10 protein-coding genes are annotated in these 14,703 nt (G+C 76.4%); 6 read left to right on the top strand and 4 right to left on the bottom strand.

Annotated features, from left to right (window positions below; genetic code table 11):
- Positions 1–10: 10 nt before the first annotated feature.
- On the bottom strand, positions 11–355 hold the full coding sequence (locus tag WAA21_RS03620) for a DUF2834 domain-containing protein (protein ID WP_336921392.1): 345 nt from the start codon (positions 353–355) through the stop codon (positions 11–13).
- Positions 356–438: 83 nt separating this feature from the next.
- Here WAA21_RS03620 and WAA21_RS03615 point away from each other — a divergent pair, with 83 nt between their 5' ends.
- Complete coding sequence (locus WAA21_RS03615; RefSeq protein WP_336921391.1) at positions 439–1,134, top strand: TetR/AcrR family transcriptional regulator; 696 nt, start codon at positions 439–441, stop codon at positions 1,132–1,134.
- Here WAA21_RS03615 and WAA21_RS03610 read toward each other — a convergent pair.
- The gene (locus WAA21_RS03610) at positions 1,094–1,432 is read right to left on the bottom strand and encodes a hypothetical protein (RefSeq protein WP_336921390.1); all 339 of its coding nucleotides are present in this window, start codon (positions 1,430–1,432) and stop codon (positions 1,094–1,096) included. The genes WAA21_RS03615 and WAA21_RS03610 overlap by 41 nt on opposite strands.
- A 31-nt stretch (positions 1,433–1,463) precedes the next feature.
- Positions 1,464–2,768 carry an MFS transporter gene (locus tag WAA21_RS03605; protein WP_336921389.1) on the bottom strand — a complete coding sequence of 435 codons (1,305 nt, stop codon included), beginning with the start codon at positions 2,766–2,768 and terminating at the stop codon, positions 1,464–1,466.
- Positions 2,769–2,993: 225 nt separating this feature from the next.
- Between WAA21_RS03605 and topA the strand changes: the two genes are divergently transcribed.
- The 5 genes from topA to WAA21_RS03580 all read left to right on the top strand — a co-directional run bounded on the left by topA (position 2,994) and on the right by WAA21_RS03580 (position 12,303).
- Positions 2,994–5,828, top strand: coding sequence for a type I DNA topoisomerase (gene topA, locus WAA21_RS03600; RefSeq protein WP_336921388.1), 2,835 nt, complete (start codon positions 2,994–2,996; stop codon positions 5,826–5,828).
- Positions 5,829–6,044: 216 nt separating this feature from the next.
- Positions 6,045–6,614, top strand: coding sequence for a hypothetical protein (locus WAA21_RS03595; RefSeq protein WP_336921387.1), 570 nt, complete (start codon positions 6,045–6,047; stop codon positions 6,612–6,614).
- A 150-nt stretch (positions 6,615–6,764) separates the two neighbouring features.
- Positions 6,765–9,509, top strand: coding sequence for a dTMP kinase (gene tmk / locus WAA21_RS03590; RefSeq protein WP_336921386.1), 2,745 nt, complete (start codon positions 6,765–6,767; stop codon positions 9,507–9,509).
- A complete protein-coding gene (locus WAA21_RS03585) occupies positions 9,506–10,651 on the top strand; it encodes a DNA polymerase III subunit delta' (RefSeq protein ID WP_336921385.1) in 1,146 nt (381 codons plus the stop codon). The genes tmk and WAA21_RS03585 overlap by 4 nt, the downstream gene beginning before the upstream one ends.
- Positions 10,648–12,303, top strand: a complete 1,656-nt coding sequence (locus tag WAA21_RS03580; RefSeq protein ID WP_336921384.1) for an alpha/beta hydrolase — start codon at positions 10,648–10,650, stop codon at positions 12,301–12,303. The genes WAA21_RS03585 and WAA21_RS03580 overlap by 4 nt, the downstream gene beginning before the upstream one ends.
- Here the strand turns inward: WAA21_RS03580 and WAA21_RS03575 are convergent.
- Entirely contained in the window at positions 12,297–14,684 is a 2,388-nt protein-coding gene (locus tag WAA21_RS03575) for a putative bifunctional diguanylate cyclase/phosphodiesterase (protein WP_336921383.1), read from the bottom strand. The two genes, WAA21_RS03580 and WAA21_RS03575, sit on opposite strands and share 7 nt — an antisense overlap.
- Positions 14,685–14,703: the final 19 nt, after the last annotated feature.

The raw sequence follows: 14,703 nt of genomic DNA, 5'->3' as shown, positions 1-14,703 counted from the left end.
GCGCGCCGTGTCAGGCGGGTAGGTGGTGTGCGGCTCCGGGGGTGGACCGCTCGGCACGTCGGCGCAGCACGACCTCCCGCCACGCGAGGAACAGGGGGAACGTGAAGGCGACCGCCACCGCGAGGGTGAGCGGCACGAGCACCCACGCCCACCGCATGCCGAGACGGCGTGCCTCCACCAGCAGGAACAGACAGGCCGCGACCGCCGCGACGAGGACGTCGGCGGCGGCGCTGCTCGAGGCGGCGGTGCCGAACCAGCCGGCGAGGTAGTCCTCGCCCGCGGTCATGGAGCGGATGTTGAAGAACCACGTGCCGGCCAGACCGATGACGGCGAGCACTGCGTACACGACGACCACGAGGCCTCCTCAGGTTGGTTAACGATGTTAACCACGACGTTAGGTTAACGTTGTTAACCGTGCAAGGGGCGAATCGGCCGGGGTTGACCACCGCCGACCTCGTGCGGGTGAGCCGGGAGCTCCTCGCCGAGGCCGGGCCGCAGGCGGTCGTCGTCCGTGAGGTCGCGCGACGGCTGGGGGTGAGCGCCCCCGCGCTGTACCGCCACGTGCGCGGCCGCGACGACCTGCTCACCCTGCTCGTCGCCGCCTGCTACGACGATGTCGCCGATGCGGTCGAGGATGCGGTCGCGCGCTGCGGCGCGGTCGAGCACGAGGAGAGGCTGAGGGCGGCGACGCTGGCGTTCCGGTCGTGGGCGCTGGCCAACCCGGCGGAGTTCGGACTCGCCCTCGGCACGCCCCTCGCCGGCTACGCCGCACCGGTCGGCGGGCCGACGGACCGCGCGTCGCGCCGTCTCGCCGGGCTGTTCGCCGACGTCCTCGCCGGTCTGGCCGCTGTCGGTCGGCTGCGGGCGGTGCCCGAGGAAGACCTCGAGCCCGGGCTGCGAGCCCAGCTGGCCGGGGCGGTGGCCGCCCTCGGGCTGCCAGTGCGGCCGGGCGAGGCCTACGCCTTCCTCGTCGGCTGGTCCCGCATGGTCGGCCTGGTGTCCGCAGAGGTGAGCGGCCAGCTGCGCTGGGCGGTGACGGACTCGGAGTCCTTCGCGCTGCGCCAGGTCGAGGACCTCCTCGACGACCTGGTCCTCACCAGGCCAGGCCCGCCCGACTCAGCTCGACCGTCGTGAGCAGCCGCTCGCTGCTCGTGAGGGGCGCCCGCTGGCGGGGGGCGGGGACCCCCACGGCGCTGCACGCGTCGAGCAGCACGAGGTCGTAGGCGGTCCGCACCGCCAGCAGCTTCTGGCCGCGCGCGAGGACCGTCTCGTCGCTCAGCAGCCGCTCGGCCTCGCGCTCCAGTCGGTGCAGGTCGGCGACGAGACGGTGCAGCGGCGGCGCGGTGGGGGCGGGCAACCGCACGAAGGGGCGCCGCCACCACGGCACCAGCACTCGCGGTCGCGGCGTCCGCTGCGACGTCGCAGGCGCCATCCCACCAGTGTGCGGTGCGGCTCCCGCCTTGTCAGCCCCGTGCGCGGGCGACGCCGAGCAGGGGCAGCGCCGCCGCCGCCGTCAGCGTCCCGGCGAGCACGAAAGCCCACGGCGTGCCCGCGAGGTCACCGGTCACGCCCAGGGCGAGGGCGCCCGCCGCGACCGCCAGGTTGCCCGTCAGCGAGCGCACCGACAGCAGCGTCGCGCGGCGCGCCCCGTCGACCCGCTCGTGCACGAGCGGGGCCAGCAGCGGGTTGCCCGGCCCGGATGCGAGGTAGCCCAGCAGCACGCCCGCGACGAGGAGCGCGGCGCCGCCGCTCCCCGCGAGAGCGAAGGCGACGCCGGCCACGACGGTGCTCGCTGCCGCCGCCGGCAGCGCACCGAGACGTCGCGCGAGCCACGGCGCGACGGCCGCGGTGAGCCCGACGCCCGCGAAGCACCCGGCGGTCAGGGGGCCGAGCACCCCGGCCGCGGCGGAGGGGTCGGCGAGCAGCTCGGTGAGGCGGAGCGGACCGAGCAGCTCCAGGGCGAGGAAGCCGACCGGCACGAGGAGCCACCGCACCGCGAACCACCGGAGCACCCCGTCCCGCACGGCGAGCCCGGCCCCCGAGGCGACCGTGCGTGGCAGCGCGGACAGCAGCGCACCGACCGAGGCGGTCGGTGGCGCCTCGGGTGCGGAGGGTGACCCGGCGGCGGCCGCCGGACCGGGCGCACCGGGCGCCCGCCGCAGCAGCACGACGACGAGGACGGCCTCGACGACGGCGAGGACGGCGGCGCCCAGCACGGGCACGGACAGGGCGATCAGCCCCGGCCCGCCCCGCTCGGGCAGGCCGAGCGCGGACCCCAGCGCGGCGAGCGCGCCCGCGAGCAGGCCGCCCGCGGCCAGGCCGAGCCCCGTGGCGGTGCCCGCCGCGGCCAGCCCGGAGCGCACGGCGTCGGGGTCCGGGCCCACGCGGTCCACGAACCACGCCTCCAGCGGACCGCTCGCCAGGGCCTGCGCGACCGCCAGCAGGGCCGCCGCCGCCCACAGGGCGGGCAGCGACGCGGCGACGGCGAGCAGCACGTACGCGACACCGGCCGCGCCGGCCGCCGCGGCGAGCACCACCCGGCGACCGACGACGTCCGCGAGCGCGCCGGTCGGGAGCTCGAGCAGCGCCGTCCCGACGCCGACGACCGCCACGAGCGCGCCCACGGCGGCCGGCTCCAGACCGCGGGCGCCGGCCGTGAGCAGCCACGAGGCGAGGACGGTGCCGGTCGCGACGTGACGGACCGCGGTGAGCACCACCAGACGACGACGCGCGCCGCGCGCGAGGGAGGGCGCGGTCGTGGTCGTCATGCCCGTCCCCTCGTCCACCGCCCCGGGTCCCTGCCCGCCACCCCGGCCTGGTGCGATCATGACCGAGCGTGACTGGCCCCCCGACCGTCACCGCACCCTAACCCGGGTCCGCACCGGGGCCGTCCGGTCCTCCACAGGCGGCCGCCTCGGGACCGGCCGGCACGGCGTGCCGTTACCGTTGCGCGGTCGGGCGGAGGTCACCGCCCGCGAGAGAGGACGCACCACGTGGCACGCAGCACCACCACCGCCGCCGGGCAGAGCACCCGTGCGCTCGTCATCGTCGAGTCCCCCGCGAAGGCGCGGACCATCGGGGGCTACCTCGGCGACGGCTACGTCGTGGAGGCGTCGGTCGGCCACATCCGCGACCTGCCGCAGCCCTCGGAGCTCCCGCCGGAGCTGAAGAAGGGACCGCTCGGCAAGTTCGCGGTCGACGTCGAGAACGGGTTCGAGCCCTACTACGTCGTCGACGCGGACAAGAAGAAGAAGGTCACCGAGCTGCGCCGCGCGCTCAAGGACGTCGACGAGCTCATCCTCGCGACCGACGAGGACCGCGAGGGCGAGGCCATCGCGTGGCACCTGCTCGAGGAGCTCAAGCCCAAGGTCCCCGTCAAGCGGATGGTCTTCCACGAGATCACGCGCGAGGCGATCAGCCGGGCGCTGGAGTCCACCCGCGACATCGACGACGCCCTCGTCGACGCGCAGGAGACCCGGCGCATCCTCGACCGCCTGTACGGCTACGAGGTCAGCCCCGTCCTGTGGCGCAAGGTGCGGCAGGGCCTGTCGGCCGGACGCGTGCAGTCCGTCGCCACCCGCCTCGTCGTCGAGCGCGAGCGCGAGCGCATGGCCTTCGTCGCCGCGGACTACGCGGGCGTGTCCGGCACGTTCGCCGCCCCCGGCGACCGGCAGCGCTTCGTCGCGCGGCTCGCCGCGCTCGACGGCGCCCGCGTCGCCACCGGCCGCGACTTCGACGACCGCGGGCGGCTGCGGGGCGAGAGCGCGGTCGCGCTCACGGTGGAGGAGGCGCGCGGGCTCGTCACGGCGCTGGACGGCGCGGACGTCACCGTCGCGCGCGTCGAGGAGAAGCCGTACACGCGCAGGCCCGCCGCCCCGTTCACCACGTCCACCCTGCAGCAGGAGGCCAGCCGCAAGCTGCGCCTCAGCAGCAAGCAGGCGATGCGCGTCGCGCAGACGCTGTACGAGGGCGGCTTCATCACGTACATGCGGACCGACTCCACCGCCCTGTCGCAGCAGGCGGTCGACGCCGCGCGCCGTCAGGCCGGTGACCTGTACGGCGCCGAGTCGGTGCCCGCGCAGCCGCGCGTGTACTCGTCCAAGGCGAAGAACGCGCAGGAGGCCCACGAGGCGATCCGCCCCGCCGGGGACTCCTTCCGGACGCCCGCGCAGGTCGCCGGCGCGCTGCGCGGCGACGAGTTCCGCCTCTACGAGCTCATCTGGCAGCGGACCGTCGCCTCGCAGATGGCCGACGCCCGCGGCACGACCGCCTCGGTACGCCTCGCCGCGACGACCTCCGACGGCCGGGCGACGGAGTTCGCCGCCTCCGGCACCGTGATCACCTTCCGCGGGTTCCTCGCCGCGTACGAGGAGGGCCGCGACGCCGACCGGTACGCCGAGCCGGCCGCGGGGGCCGCGGAGGACGACAAGGGCGAGGCCCGCCTGCCGCGGCTGGAGGAGGGCGACCGGGTCGACGCCGAGGAGCTCCTCACCACCGAGCACCGCACGACCCCTCCGTCGCGCTACACCGAGGCGAGCCTCGTCAAGGCGCTGGAGGAGCGCGGCATCGGTCGCCCGTCCACCTACGCCGCCACCATCGGGACGATCATCGACCGGGGCTACGTGCGGCACAAGGGCACGGCGCTCGTGCCGGAGTGGCTCGCCTTCGCCGTCACGCGGCTGCTCGAGGAGCACTTCCCGCGCCTCGTCGACTACGACTTCACCGCCGAGATGGAGGCCGACCTCGACCGCGTCGCGGCGGGCGAGGTGGCGGGTGCCGACTGGCTCGCCCGCTTCTACTTCGGCGCGGGCGGTCACGGCGACGCCGCGGGCGGCGGCGGCCTCCCGCCGCTGCCCGGGGGTGCCGGCCAGGGGCTGACGGGCCTCGCGGAGGGCCTCAAGGGCCTCGCCGACGGACTCGGCGACATCGACGCGCGGGCCGTGTCGACCATCGAGATCGGCGACGGCGTCGTGCTGAGGGTCGGGCGCTACGGCCCCTACCTGCAGGACGAGGAGGCGCCGGCCGGTGCCGACGGCAAGGAGCTGCGCGCCTCCGTGCCCGACGACATCGCGCCGGACGAGCTGACCGTCGAGCGGGCGCGCGTCCTGCTCGCCGACGCCGCCAAGGGCGACACCGTGCTCGGGCAGGACCCCGACACCGGCCACGACGTCATCGTGAAGTCCGGCCGCTTCGGCCCGTTCGTCGCGGAGGTGCTGCCCGAGGGGTCCGCGGACAAGCCCCGTCGGGCGAGCCTGCTGGCGTCCATGTCGATGGAGAGCGTCACGCTCGAGGACGCCCTCCGGCTGCTGTCGCTGCCGCGCGTCGTGGGCACCGACCCCGAGACCGACGAGGAGATCACGGCGCAGAACGGCCGCTACGGGCCCTACCTGCGCAAGGGCAGCGACTCGCGCTCGCTCGAGAGCGAGGAGCAGATCTTCACCGTCACGCTCGAGCAGGCGCTCGCCATCTACGCCCAGCCCAAGCGCGGACGCGGCGGTCGTGCCGCGCCGGCCCCGCTCAAGGAGCTCGGCGCCGACCCCGTGAGCGGCGGCACCATCACCGTGCGCTCGGGCCGCTACGGGGACTACGTGTCCGACGGGGAGACGAACGCGACCCTGCGCGGCGACGACACCAAGGAGTCCGTCAGCCTCGAGCGGGCCGTCGAGCTGCTGGCCGAGCGGCGCGCCGCCGGACCGGCCAAGAAGCGCGGCGCCAAGAAGACCGCCGCGAAGAAGACGGCCGCGAAGAAGACGACTGCCAAGAAGACGACTGCCAAGAAGACGACGGCGAAGAAGACGACCGCGAAGAAGACGACGACCGGGGCCTAGGTCCGGCGCACCGAGCGGGTGACCCTGCAGTCCGGCAGGGTCGGCTGCGGTGCAGTCCTGGTGGCGGCTGACGCTGAGGCGGCGCCGGGCCCGGGACCTACGTCCCGGGGACCTTCGTCCCAGGTCAGGGCCCTGCGGAGGCGCCACTCTCGTAGTGCGCCACCGACCCGCGGTGGCGGCCCGGCCGTCAGGCCGGCGGACCTGCAGGAGGTCGACATGGCCACCATCGAGCGTCACAGCACCGCCCCGCGTGCGACGCACACCGACGAGCCGACGGTCGTGAGCCGGGCCGACCGCCTGCCCACCACCGCCCGGTACCTGCTCGCGGCGCTGCGCCTCAGCCTCGGCTTCGTGTTCCTCTGGGCGTTCCTCGACAAGACGTTCGGCCTCGGCCGGGCGACGCCCGCCGAGGGCGCCTGGACCGCCGGCGGGTCGCCCACCGAGGGCTTCCTCGCCAACGCCCCCACCGGGCCCTTCGCGAGCACCTTCAACAGCATCGCCGGAGCCGCCTGGGCCGACTGGCTGTTCATGGTCGGCCTGCTCGGCATCGGTGTCGCCCTCGTGCTCGGCATCGGCATGAGGATCGCCGCCGCCTCCGGTGCGGTCATGCTCGTCCTCATGTGGGCGGCCGTCCTGCCCCCCGCCAACAACCCCTTCATGGACGACCACCTGGTGTACGCGATGGTCCTCGTGCTCCTCGTGGTGCTCCACGCCGGCGACGTGCTCGGGCTGGGCCGTCGCTGGCGGGACCTGCCCGGGGTGCGGGCACTGCCCGTCCTCCACTGACCCGACGACGGGCCCGGCCGTGAGGACGGCGGGGTCCCGGGCAGGCACCCGGACGGCCGGCCCCCTTCACCGGCCGTCACGCAGCCGCCGTCACCCACAGGGTGGCGGCGGCTGCGCCGTCGTGACGGGGGCCGCACGTACCCTGGCGACGTGAGCGCGCGCCTCGACGGACCCGGCGGACCCGACGGCCCGGACGGCTCCGGGGGCCACGAGGGCCACGGCCACGTGCTCGCGGACCCGGAGACCGTCGACCCGGCGGACGGCTCCGGGCTGCCCGACCACAGCCCGTCCGGGGTGCTGCGCCACCGCGCCTTCCGGCGCCTGTGGGTGGTGCTCGGGCTGTCGAGCCTCGGTGACTGGCTGGGGCTGCTCGCCGTCACGTTCTTCGCGGCCGTCCTCGCGGGCTCCGCCGGCGACGCCGACCTGCTCGACCTCGGCTCGGTCGACCTCACGAGCGCGCAGGCGGGCGTCGCGGTCTCGCTCGTGTTCGTCGCCCGGCTCGCGCCCGCCCTGCTGCTCGGGCCACTCGCGGGCGTGCTCGCGGACCGCCTCGACCGGCGGACGACCCTCGTGGTGGGCGACGTCGTCCGCGGTCTGCTGTTCCTGTCCGTACCGCTAGTCGGCGAGCTGTGGTGGCTGTACGTGGCGACGGTGCTCGTCGAGGTGACGGCCCTGTTCTGGATGCCGGCCAAGGACGCGATGGTGCCCAACCTCGTGCCGCGCCGGCGCCTGGAGGCCGCCAACCAGCTCGGCGTCGTCGCCACCTACGGCACCGCACCGGTCGCCGCGCTGCTCTTCGTGGTCCTCGTGTGGCTGAGCAACATGCTCGACGACGTCCTCGGCGGCCTCGCCGACGCGCTCGTCAGCCCCGTCGACCTCGCGCTGTACGTCAACGGCGTCACGTTCCTCGTGGCGGCGGTCGTCATCGCCCGCCTCCCGCTGCCGCCCGGTGCACGCGGACCCGCGCTGCGCCACGAGGCCGCCCCCGACGCGCGCGCCGACGTCACCGACGACGGCATGCCCGGCGCGGCGCCGGCCAGGCCGTCGGTGTGGCGGCAGGTGCTCGACGGCTGGTCGTTCATCGCACGGACGCCGGTGGTCCGCGGGCTGGTCGGCGGCATGATCGGCGCCTTCGCGGCGGGCGGCTTCGTCATCGGCCTCGGCATCCCCTACGTCGCGCGCCTGGGGGCGGGGGCACCCGGCTACGGCGTCCTTTTCGGTGCGGTCTTCGTCGGCATGGCGCTCGGGGTCTGGCAGGGCCCCCGGACGCTGCGCGACGTGTCGCGCCGCCGCCTGTTCGGCGCCTCGATCGCGGCGGCGGGCGTCGTGCTCGTGGTGGTGGGGCTGTCCGCGGACATCGTGCTGTCGGTCCTCGTCGTCACGGTGCTCGGCTTCTTCGCCGGCCTCGCGTGGGTCACGGGCATGACGCTGCTCGGCGCCGAGGTCGACGACACCGTCCGGGGCAGGACCTTCGCCTTCGTGCAGACCGCGGTGCGCATCGTCCTCGTGGGCGTCATGGCCGCCGGTCCCGCGCTCGCGAGCGTCGTGGGCGAGCGCTCCCTCGACGTCACCGACACCCTGACGTGGACCTTCGGCGGCCCGGGGACCGTGCTCGCCCTCGCCGGCGCGCTCGCAGTGGTCGTCGGGGTGGTCACCTTCCGTCAGCTCGACGACCGCCCGGGGCTGTCGCTGCGCGCGGAGGTCGTGGAGGCGGTGCGTCGGGGGACCGGCGACCCGTTCGACGTCGAGCGGCCGCACCCCGGCTTCTTCCTCGTCGTCGAGGGCGGGGACGGCTCCGGCAAGTCGACCCTCGTCACCGCGCTGGAGCGCGTGCTGGTCGACGAGCTCGGGCACGACGTGCTGCTCACCCGCGAGCCGGGCGGCACGCCGCTGGGCCGCGAGGTGCGCCGGCTCGTCCTGGACCCCGGCGACCCCGCCCTCGGACCGGTGCCCCGCGCGGAGGCGCTGCTGTTCGCCGCGGACCGCGCCCAGCACGTGGCGACGGTCGTGCGGCCGGCGCTCGCGGCGGGGCGCGTCGTCGTGGGGGACCGCTACGTCGACTCCTCGGTCGCCTACCAGGGTGCGCGCGGGGACCTCCAGGGGGCGGAGGTCGCACGGCTGTCGCGGTGGGCCACCGACGGGCTGCGGCCGGACCTCACCGTCGTGCTCGACATCGACCCGTCGACCGCGCGCGGACGTCTGGAGGAGCGCGACGGCGCCGACGGCGCCGACCGGCTGGAGTCGGCGGGGGCGGACTTCCACGCCCGCGTGCGCCGGACCTTCCTCGAGCGGGCGGCGCTCGACCCGCGCCGCTACCTCGTCGTCGACGCGTCCCGCCCGGAGGCCGAGGTCCTGCGCGAGGTGGACCGGCGGGTGCGGCGCATGCTCCCGCTGTCGCCGCGGCAGCGCGACACGATGGCCGAGCGGCTCGCCGCCGACGCCCGCCGCCGCGAGCACCGCGAGGCCCGCGCGGTGGAGGAGGCGTCCGCCGAGGAGGCCGTCCGGGCCGACGTCCGCGAGCGGCTCGCGGTCGACCGCCGGCGGCAGGAGCAGGCGGAGCGGGAGCGGCTGGCCACCGAGGCCGAGCGCATGCGGGCCCGCGCCGAGGAGCACCGCCGGCACCTGCACGAGGGCGACACCGACGTGCTTCCCGTGCTGGTGGACGCGCCGCCCACCGGGCAGCGGGACGGCGCCGGGGACGGCTGGGACGACTGGGAGGACTGGGACAGGCAGGACGGCTGGGAAGGGCAGGAGGACCGGGACGGGCAGGACGGCTGGGGCCGGGCCGGCGGCGGTGACGGGCCCGACGACGGTACGGGTCCGGGCGGGACCCGCCCGCACGTCATCGAGCTGCCCGGCACGAGCGAGGCCGAGCGGGGGGAACGCGGCCGGTGAGCGTCTGGGACGCGGTCGTCGGCCAGGAGCGGGCGGTGGCGACGCTGCGGCGGGCCGTCGCGCGACGCCTCGAGCCGTCGGGGCTGGCGCACGCGTGGCTCGTCACCGGCCCGCCCGGGTCGGGGCGCTCGGTCGCGGCCCGCGCCTTCGCGGCGGCCCTGCAGTGCCCCGACGACGGGTGCGGGCGCTGCCCCGACTGCATCGAGGCGCTCGCCGGGTCCCACCCCGACGTCACGGTCCTCGCCACCGACGAGATGCAGCTGCGCAAGGACGTCGTCGTCCAGCTGGTGCGCCGCGCGGCCATGGCCCCGACGCGCGGCCGCCACGTCGTCGTGGTCGTGGAGGACGCCGACCGGCTGCGCGACGTCGCGGCCAACATGCTCCTCAAGGAGGTGGAGGAGCCGCCCCCGCACACGGTGTGGGTGCTGTGCGCGCCCTCGCCCGACGACCTGCTGCCCACCATCCGCAGCCGCTGCCGCCAGGTCGGCCTCGGCGTCCCCGCCGCCGACGCGGTGGCGCGGGTGCTCGTGGAGCAGCACGGCGTGAGCGCGGCCGAGGCGGCGTGGGCGGCGGCCGCGTCGCAGGGCCACATCGGGGTCGCGCGCCGGCTCGCCCTCGACCCGGACGCACGACGCCGTCGCCGCGAGGTCCTGCAGGTGCCGGGCCGGGCCGTGGGGGTGCCCGGCGCCGTCGACGCGGCGCAGGAGCTGCGCGAGATCGCCACCGAGGAGTCGACGGCCGCGGTCGAGGCGCAGCAGGAGCACGAGAACGCCGCGTGGCTGCGGGCGATGGGGGTGAGCGCTCCGGAGGAGCTGCCGCGGCAGGTGCGGGCGCAGTGGCGCGAGCTGCAGGAGCAGCACCGCCGGCGCGCGCGCCGCAGCGCGACCGACGGCCTCGACCGCGCCCTGCTCGACCTGCTGTCGCTGTACCGGGACGTGCTGCTCGTCCAGGCCGGCGCGAGCGTCCCGCTGGTCAACGCCGACCTGCGCGCCGACGTGGAGCGGCTGGCGCGGCGCACCCCGCCCGCGGACGTCCTGCGCACGTGCGACGTCATCACCACGACGCGCCGGCGCCTCACGCAGAACGCGGCCCTGCCGCTCGCGCTCGAGGGCATGACGCTCCGGCTGGGCGAGCCGGCGTGAGGCACGCGACCGCCTCCGGCCGGCCCGCGTCCGGCGCCGGACGCCTCCCGCGAGCGGCGCCGGCGGTGGTGCTCGCCGCGCTCGCCCTCGCCGGCTGCTCGCTCGCCGCCCCGCCCGACGCCGGCGGGGCCGGGCAGCCCGGGACCGCCGGCTCCGTGCCGCCGGTCACGGACCCCGCCGTCACCGCGGCGCCGGACGACGCCCTCGCCCCCTTCTACGCCCAGCGGGTGCAGTGGGGCCCCTGCGACGACGTCCGCCCGCCCGAGGGGCTGGAGCTCACGCGCCAGGAGTGCGGCACGCTCGAGGTGCCGCTGGACTACGACGAGCCCGACGGCGACACGATCGGGCTCGCGCTCGCCCGCCTGCCCGCCTCCGGCGAGCGGGCCGGCTCCCTCGTGCTCAACCCGGGCGGTCCGGGTGGGTCGGGTGTGGACTACGCGCTGCAGGCCGAGCTCGTCACGACCGACCGCCTGCGGGCCGCCTACGACGTCGTCGGCTTCGACCCGCGCGGCGTCGCCCGCTCCGCGCCGGTCGACTGCGTCGACGACGGCACGTACGACGCCTTCGTGGCCGCGGACCCGAGCCCCGACGACCCGCGCGAGCTCGACGCGCTCGAGGCTCTCGCGGGCGAGCTCGCCACCGGGTGCGGCGACGACCCCGTGGCGCCGCACGTCGACTCGGTGAGCGTCGCCCGCGACATGGACGTCCTGCGCGCGGCGCTCGGCGAGACGGAGCTGGACTACCTCGGCAAGTCCTACGGGACGGTCATCGGGGCGCTGTACGTCGAGCTGTTCCCCGACCGCGTCGGCCGGGTCGTGCTCGACGGGGCGGTCGACCTGACGCCCCGCGCACCGGACGACTTCACGCGGGCGCTGGAGCAGGCCGGTGGTTTCGAGGTCGCGCTCGAGGCGTTCGTCGCCGACTGCCTGCAGCAGGACGACTGCCCCCTCGCCGGTACGACGGAGGAGGGCGTCGGCCAGGTGCGGGCGCTGCTCGCCTCGCTCGACACCGCGCCCCTGCCCGCCGAGGGCGACGACCGCGAGGTCAACCAGGGGCTGGGTCTCGCCGGGCTGATCAGCCCGCTCTACAACTACGACCTCTGGCCCGGTCTCCGGCTGGCGCTCGGCCTGGCCTACACCGGCGACGGCTCGGTGCTGCTCCGGCTCAACGACTTCTTCCGCGAGCGGCAGCCCGACGGGTCGTACCGCTCGAACGCGGGCGAGGCCATCTACGCCGTCAACTGCCTGGACCGCGGTGGCGACCCGGTGCGCCGCGGCTCGGTCGGGCCCGACGACCTCGACCGGCTCTCCCGGGAGCTGACCGAGGCGGCGCCGACGTTCGGCCCGCAGCTCGCCTACGGCGCGCTGCCGTGCCTGGACTGGGAGCACACGGCCGTGCCGTGGCCCGAGGTCGACGGGCAGGGCGCGCCCCCGGTCGTCGTCGTGGGGACCACCCGGGACCCGGCGACGCCGATGGTGTGGGCGGAACGGCTCGCCGACCAGCTCGACACCGGGGTCCTCGTCCGCTTCGACGGCGACGGGCACACCGCCTACGGCCGCGCGGGCTCGGGGTGCGTCGACGAGCTGCTCGACGCGTTCTGGCTCGAGGGCGAGGTGCCGGCGGACGGGACGACCTGCGAGGCGGCCTACTGAGGCTGCGCCTCCCGGCTGGACCGGCTGCCGTCGACAGACCGCTCGGGCGACCCGCCGAGCGTGCCGTCGAGCGTCCCGTCCTGCGTGCCGTCGATGCTCGCCCCGCCTGGCGACGCGGTCGTGACCACCGCCGGCTCGACCGGGTCGCCGAGCGCGGGGCCGTCGACGGCGTCGACGCCGAGCGCCGCGAGCTCGTCGAGCAGCCGCTCGTCGGGCACGCCGGAGGCGACGACCTCGACGCCGAGCTCGTGGCCGAGGACGACCGCCGCCTTGAGGACCGCGAGCGCCGCGCTGTCGCGCTGGACCGCGCCCACGAGCGCGCCGTCGACCGCCAGGCTGCTCAGCGGCAGGCTCCGCAGGTGCGGCAGCGACGTCGGCCCCGTGCCGTGCCCCGTCACCCCGATCCGCACGCCGACGCGCCGTACTGCCAGCAGCGCCCGGGTGCACCGTTCCGGCTCGGCCACGAGCGTGCTCTCCTCGCACTCCAGCAGCAGCGAGCCCGGGCCCGTGCCGCTGCGTTCGAGGGCGGTCACGACCGTCCCGGGCAGGCGGGCGTCGAGGAGCTCGACCGCCGACAGGCGGACGACGACGACCCGTTCCCCGCCCGCCCCGTCGCCCCGTCCCCCGCCGCCGTGGCGTCCCGTGAGCGGTGCGGGCAGCAGGGGGAGGTCCGCGAGCGCGCGGTGCAGCACGTGGGTGGTGTGCTCGCGCACGAGTCCCGTGCGCTCGACCATCTCCAGCAGCTCCCGCGTCGGCACGTCACCCAGGCGGGGGTGGGTCCAGCGCGGCTCCGCGAGCCAGCGCAGCACGCGCCCGTCCCGCAGGTCCCGCACCGGGCGGTACACGCAGCGCACGCCGCTCTCGGCGAAGCCGGTGCGGAACTCCTCGATGACCCGCAGGTGCTCCGGCGTGGCGGTGTCCGCAGAGGACTCGTACAGCGCGACGCCGGTGCCGCGTCGCTTCGCGCGGTACATCGCGACGTCGGCGGCACGCATGAGGTGCGAGGCGTCGCCGGCGTGGTCCGGGTACGCGGCGGCCCCGACGCTCGTGCTCACGTGCAGGCTGATGTGGCCGAGGTCCACGGGCGGACCGAGCAGCGCCGCCACCGCCCGCGCGCGCTCCAGCAGCTCCTCGCCGCGGACGCCGGGCAGCAGCACGGCGAACTCGTCGCCGCCGAGCCGGGCCACGAGCTCCTCGCCGCTGGTCGCGCCCTGGAGGCGGCGTGACACCTCGACGAGCAGGGCGTCGCCGACGGGGTGCCCGAGCGCGTCGTTGACGTCCTTGAAGCGGTCGAGGTCGAGCATGAGCAGCCCCACCGGCCGGCCCTCGCGGGTCGTCGCCGCGCGCAGCGACTGGTCCAGGCGCCGGCGGTTCGGCAGGCCGGTGAGGTCGTCGGTGACGGCCTGCACGCGCACGACCGCGAGCTGCCGCGTCTCCTCGACCGTGAGCGTGATGCGCAGCAGCGCCGCCGCGACGGTCCCCGCGGCGAGGACGAGGGCGAGGAGGCTGAGGCGCTGGAAGTGCTCGAGCACGAGCAGGACGAGCGCGGCGCCCGCGAAGGCGAGCGGGACGACGAGCGTGGCGAGGCTGCGGTCCGCGGCGTGGCGGGCGGTGCGTGGCCGCAGCCACGCCGCGCCCGCCTGCAGGCCGAGGGCCGCGAGCCACATCGCGTCCACGGGACCGCCGTCGGTGTAGCCGTCGGTGGCGCTGAGGAACGCGTAGACCGTGTCGGCGGCCGCGAACAGCAGGCCGCCGAGCACGAGCGCCCACCACTGCCGGCCGACGCGCCACCCCAGGACCGCCAGCGCGGCGCCCGCGGTCCCGAGCAGCACGAGCGCCCCCACCGGGTAGGCGAGCGTCGCCACGGTCTCCGGCCCGCCGCCCTCGGTCGCCGCGAGGATCGTGTCGAAGGACACCGCCGCGGTGGCCGCGGCCGCACCGAGCCCGACCACGACGCCGTCGACGGCCGTGCTGCGGCTCACGTCGCGGGCGTGGCGGCGCAGCAGGGCGACGAGGAAGGCGACCGCCAGCACGTAGTACGCGAGCCAGAGGCCGTCGGCCGGCGACGGGTACGGCTCAGGGTCGAGCCCGACCACCCAGAAGCTGTACGTCACGTCGCCGGCCGTGTAGACGCAGAGGGCGAGCGCGTTCAGCGACCACAGCCGCCGCTCGCCGCGGACGAGCACGACGCGCAGGACCGCTAGCGCCGCCGCGCCGAGCGCCAGCGCGGAGTACAGCCACGTGTCGAGCGCCTCGCTGCGGGAGTCGCGGCCGACGAGCACCGTCGTGGCGACGAAGACGGCGAGGCCGACCAGCCAGGCGACCGCGAGGGCGGCGACCAGCGCCCGGCCTCGTGCGGGCGCGACCACGGCGGACGGCATCCGCGTCCTCCCTTCGGTG

Origin of the sequence: Aquipuribacter sp. SD81 (assembly GCF_037153975.1) — a bacterium.
GTDB lineage: Bacteria > Actinomycetota > Actinomycetes > Actinomycetales > JBBAYJ01 > Aquipuribacter.
This window is presented reverse-complemented; position numbering and strand designations above follow the sequence as displayed.

Bases quoted from the DNA above. Each gene is read 5' to 3' on its own strand.
- WAA21_RS03575 (WP_336921383.1), bottom strand. From the start codon at position 14,684: ATGCCGTCCGCCGTGGTCGCGCCCGCACGAGGCCGGGCGCTGGTCGCC.
- WAA21_RS03610 (WP_336921390.1), bottom strand. From the start codon at position 1,432: ATGGCGCCTGCGACGTCGCAGCGGACGCCGCGACCGCGAGTGCTGGTG.
- WAA21_RS03595 (WP_336921387.1), top strand. From the start codon at position 6,045: ATGGCCACCATCGAGCGTCACAGCACCGCCCCGCGTGCGACGCACACC.
- WAA21_RS03605 (WP_336921389.1), bottom strand. From the start codon at position 2,768: ATGACGACCACGACCGCGCCCTCCCTCGCGCGCGGCGCGCGTCGTCGT.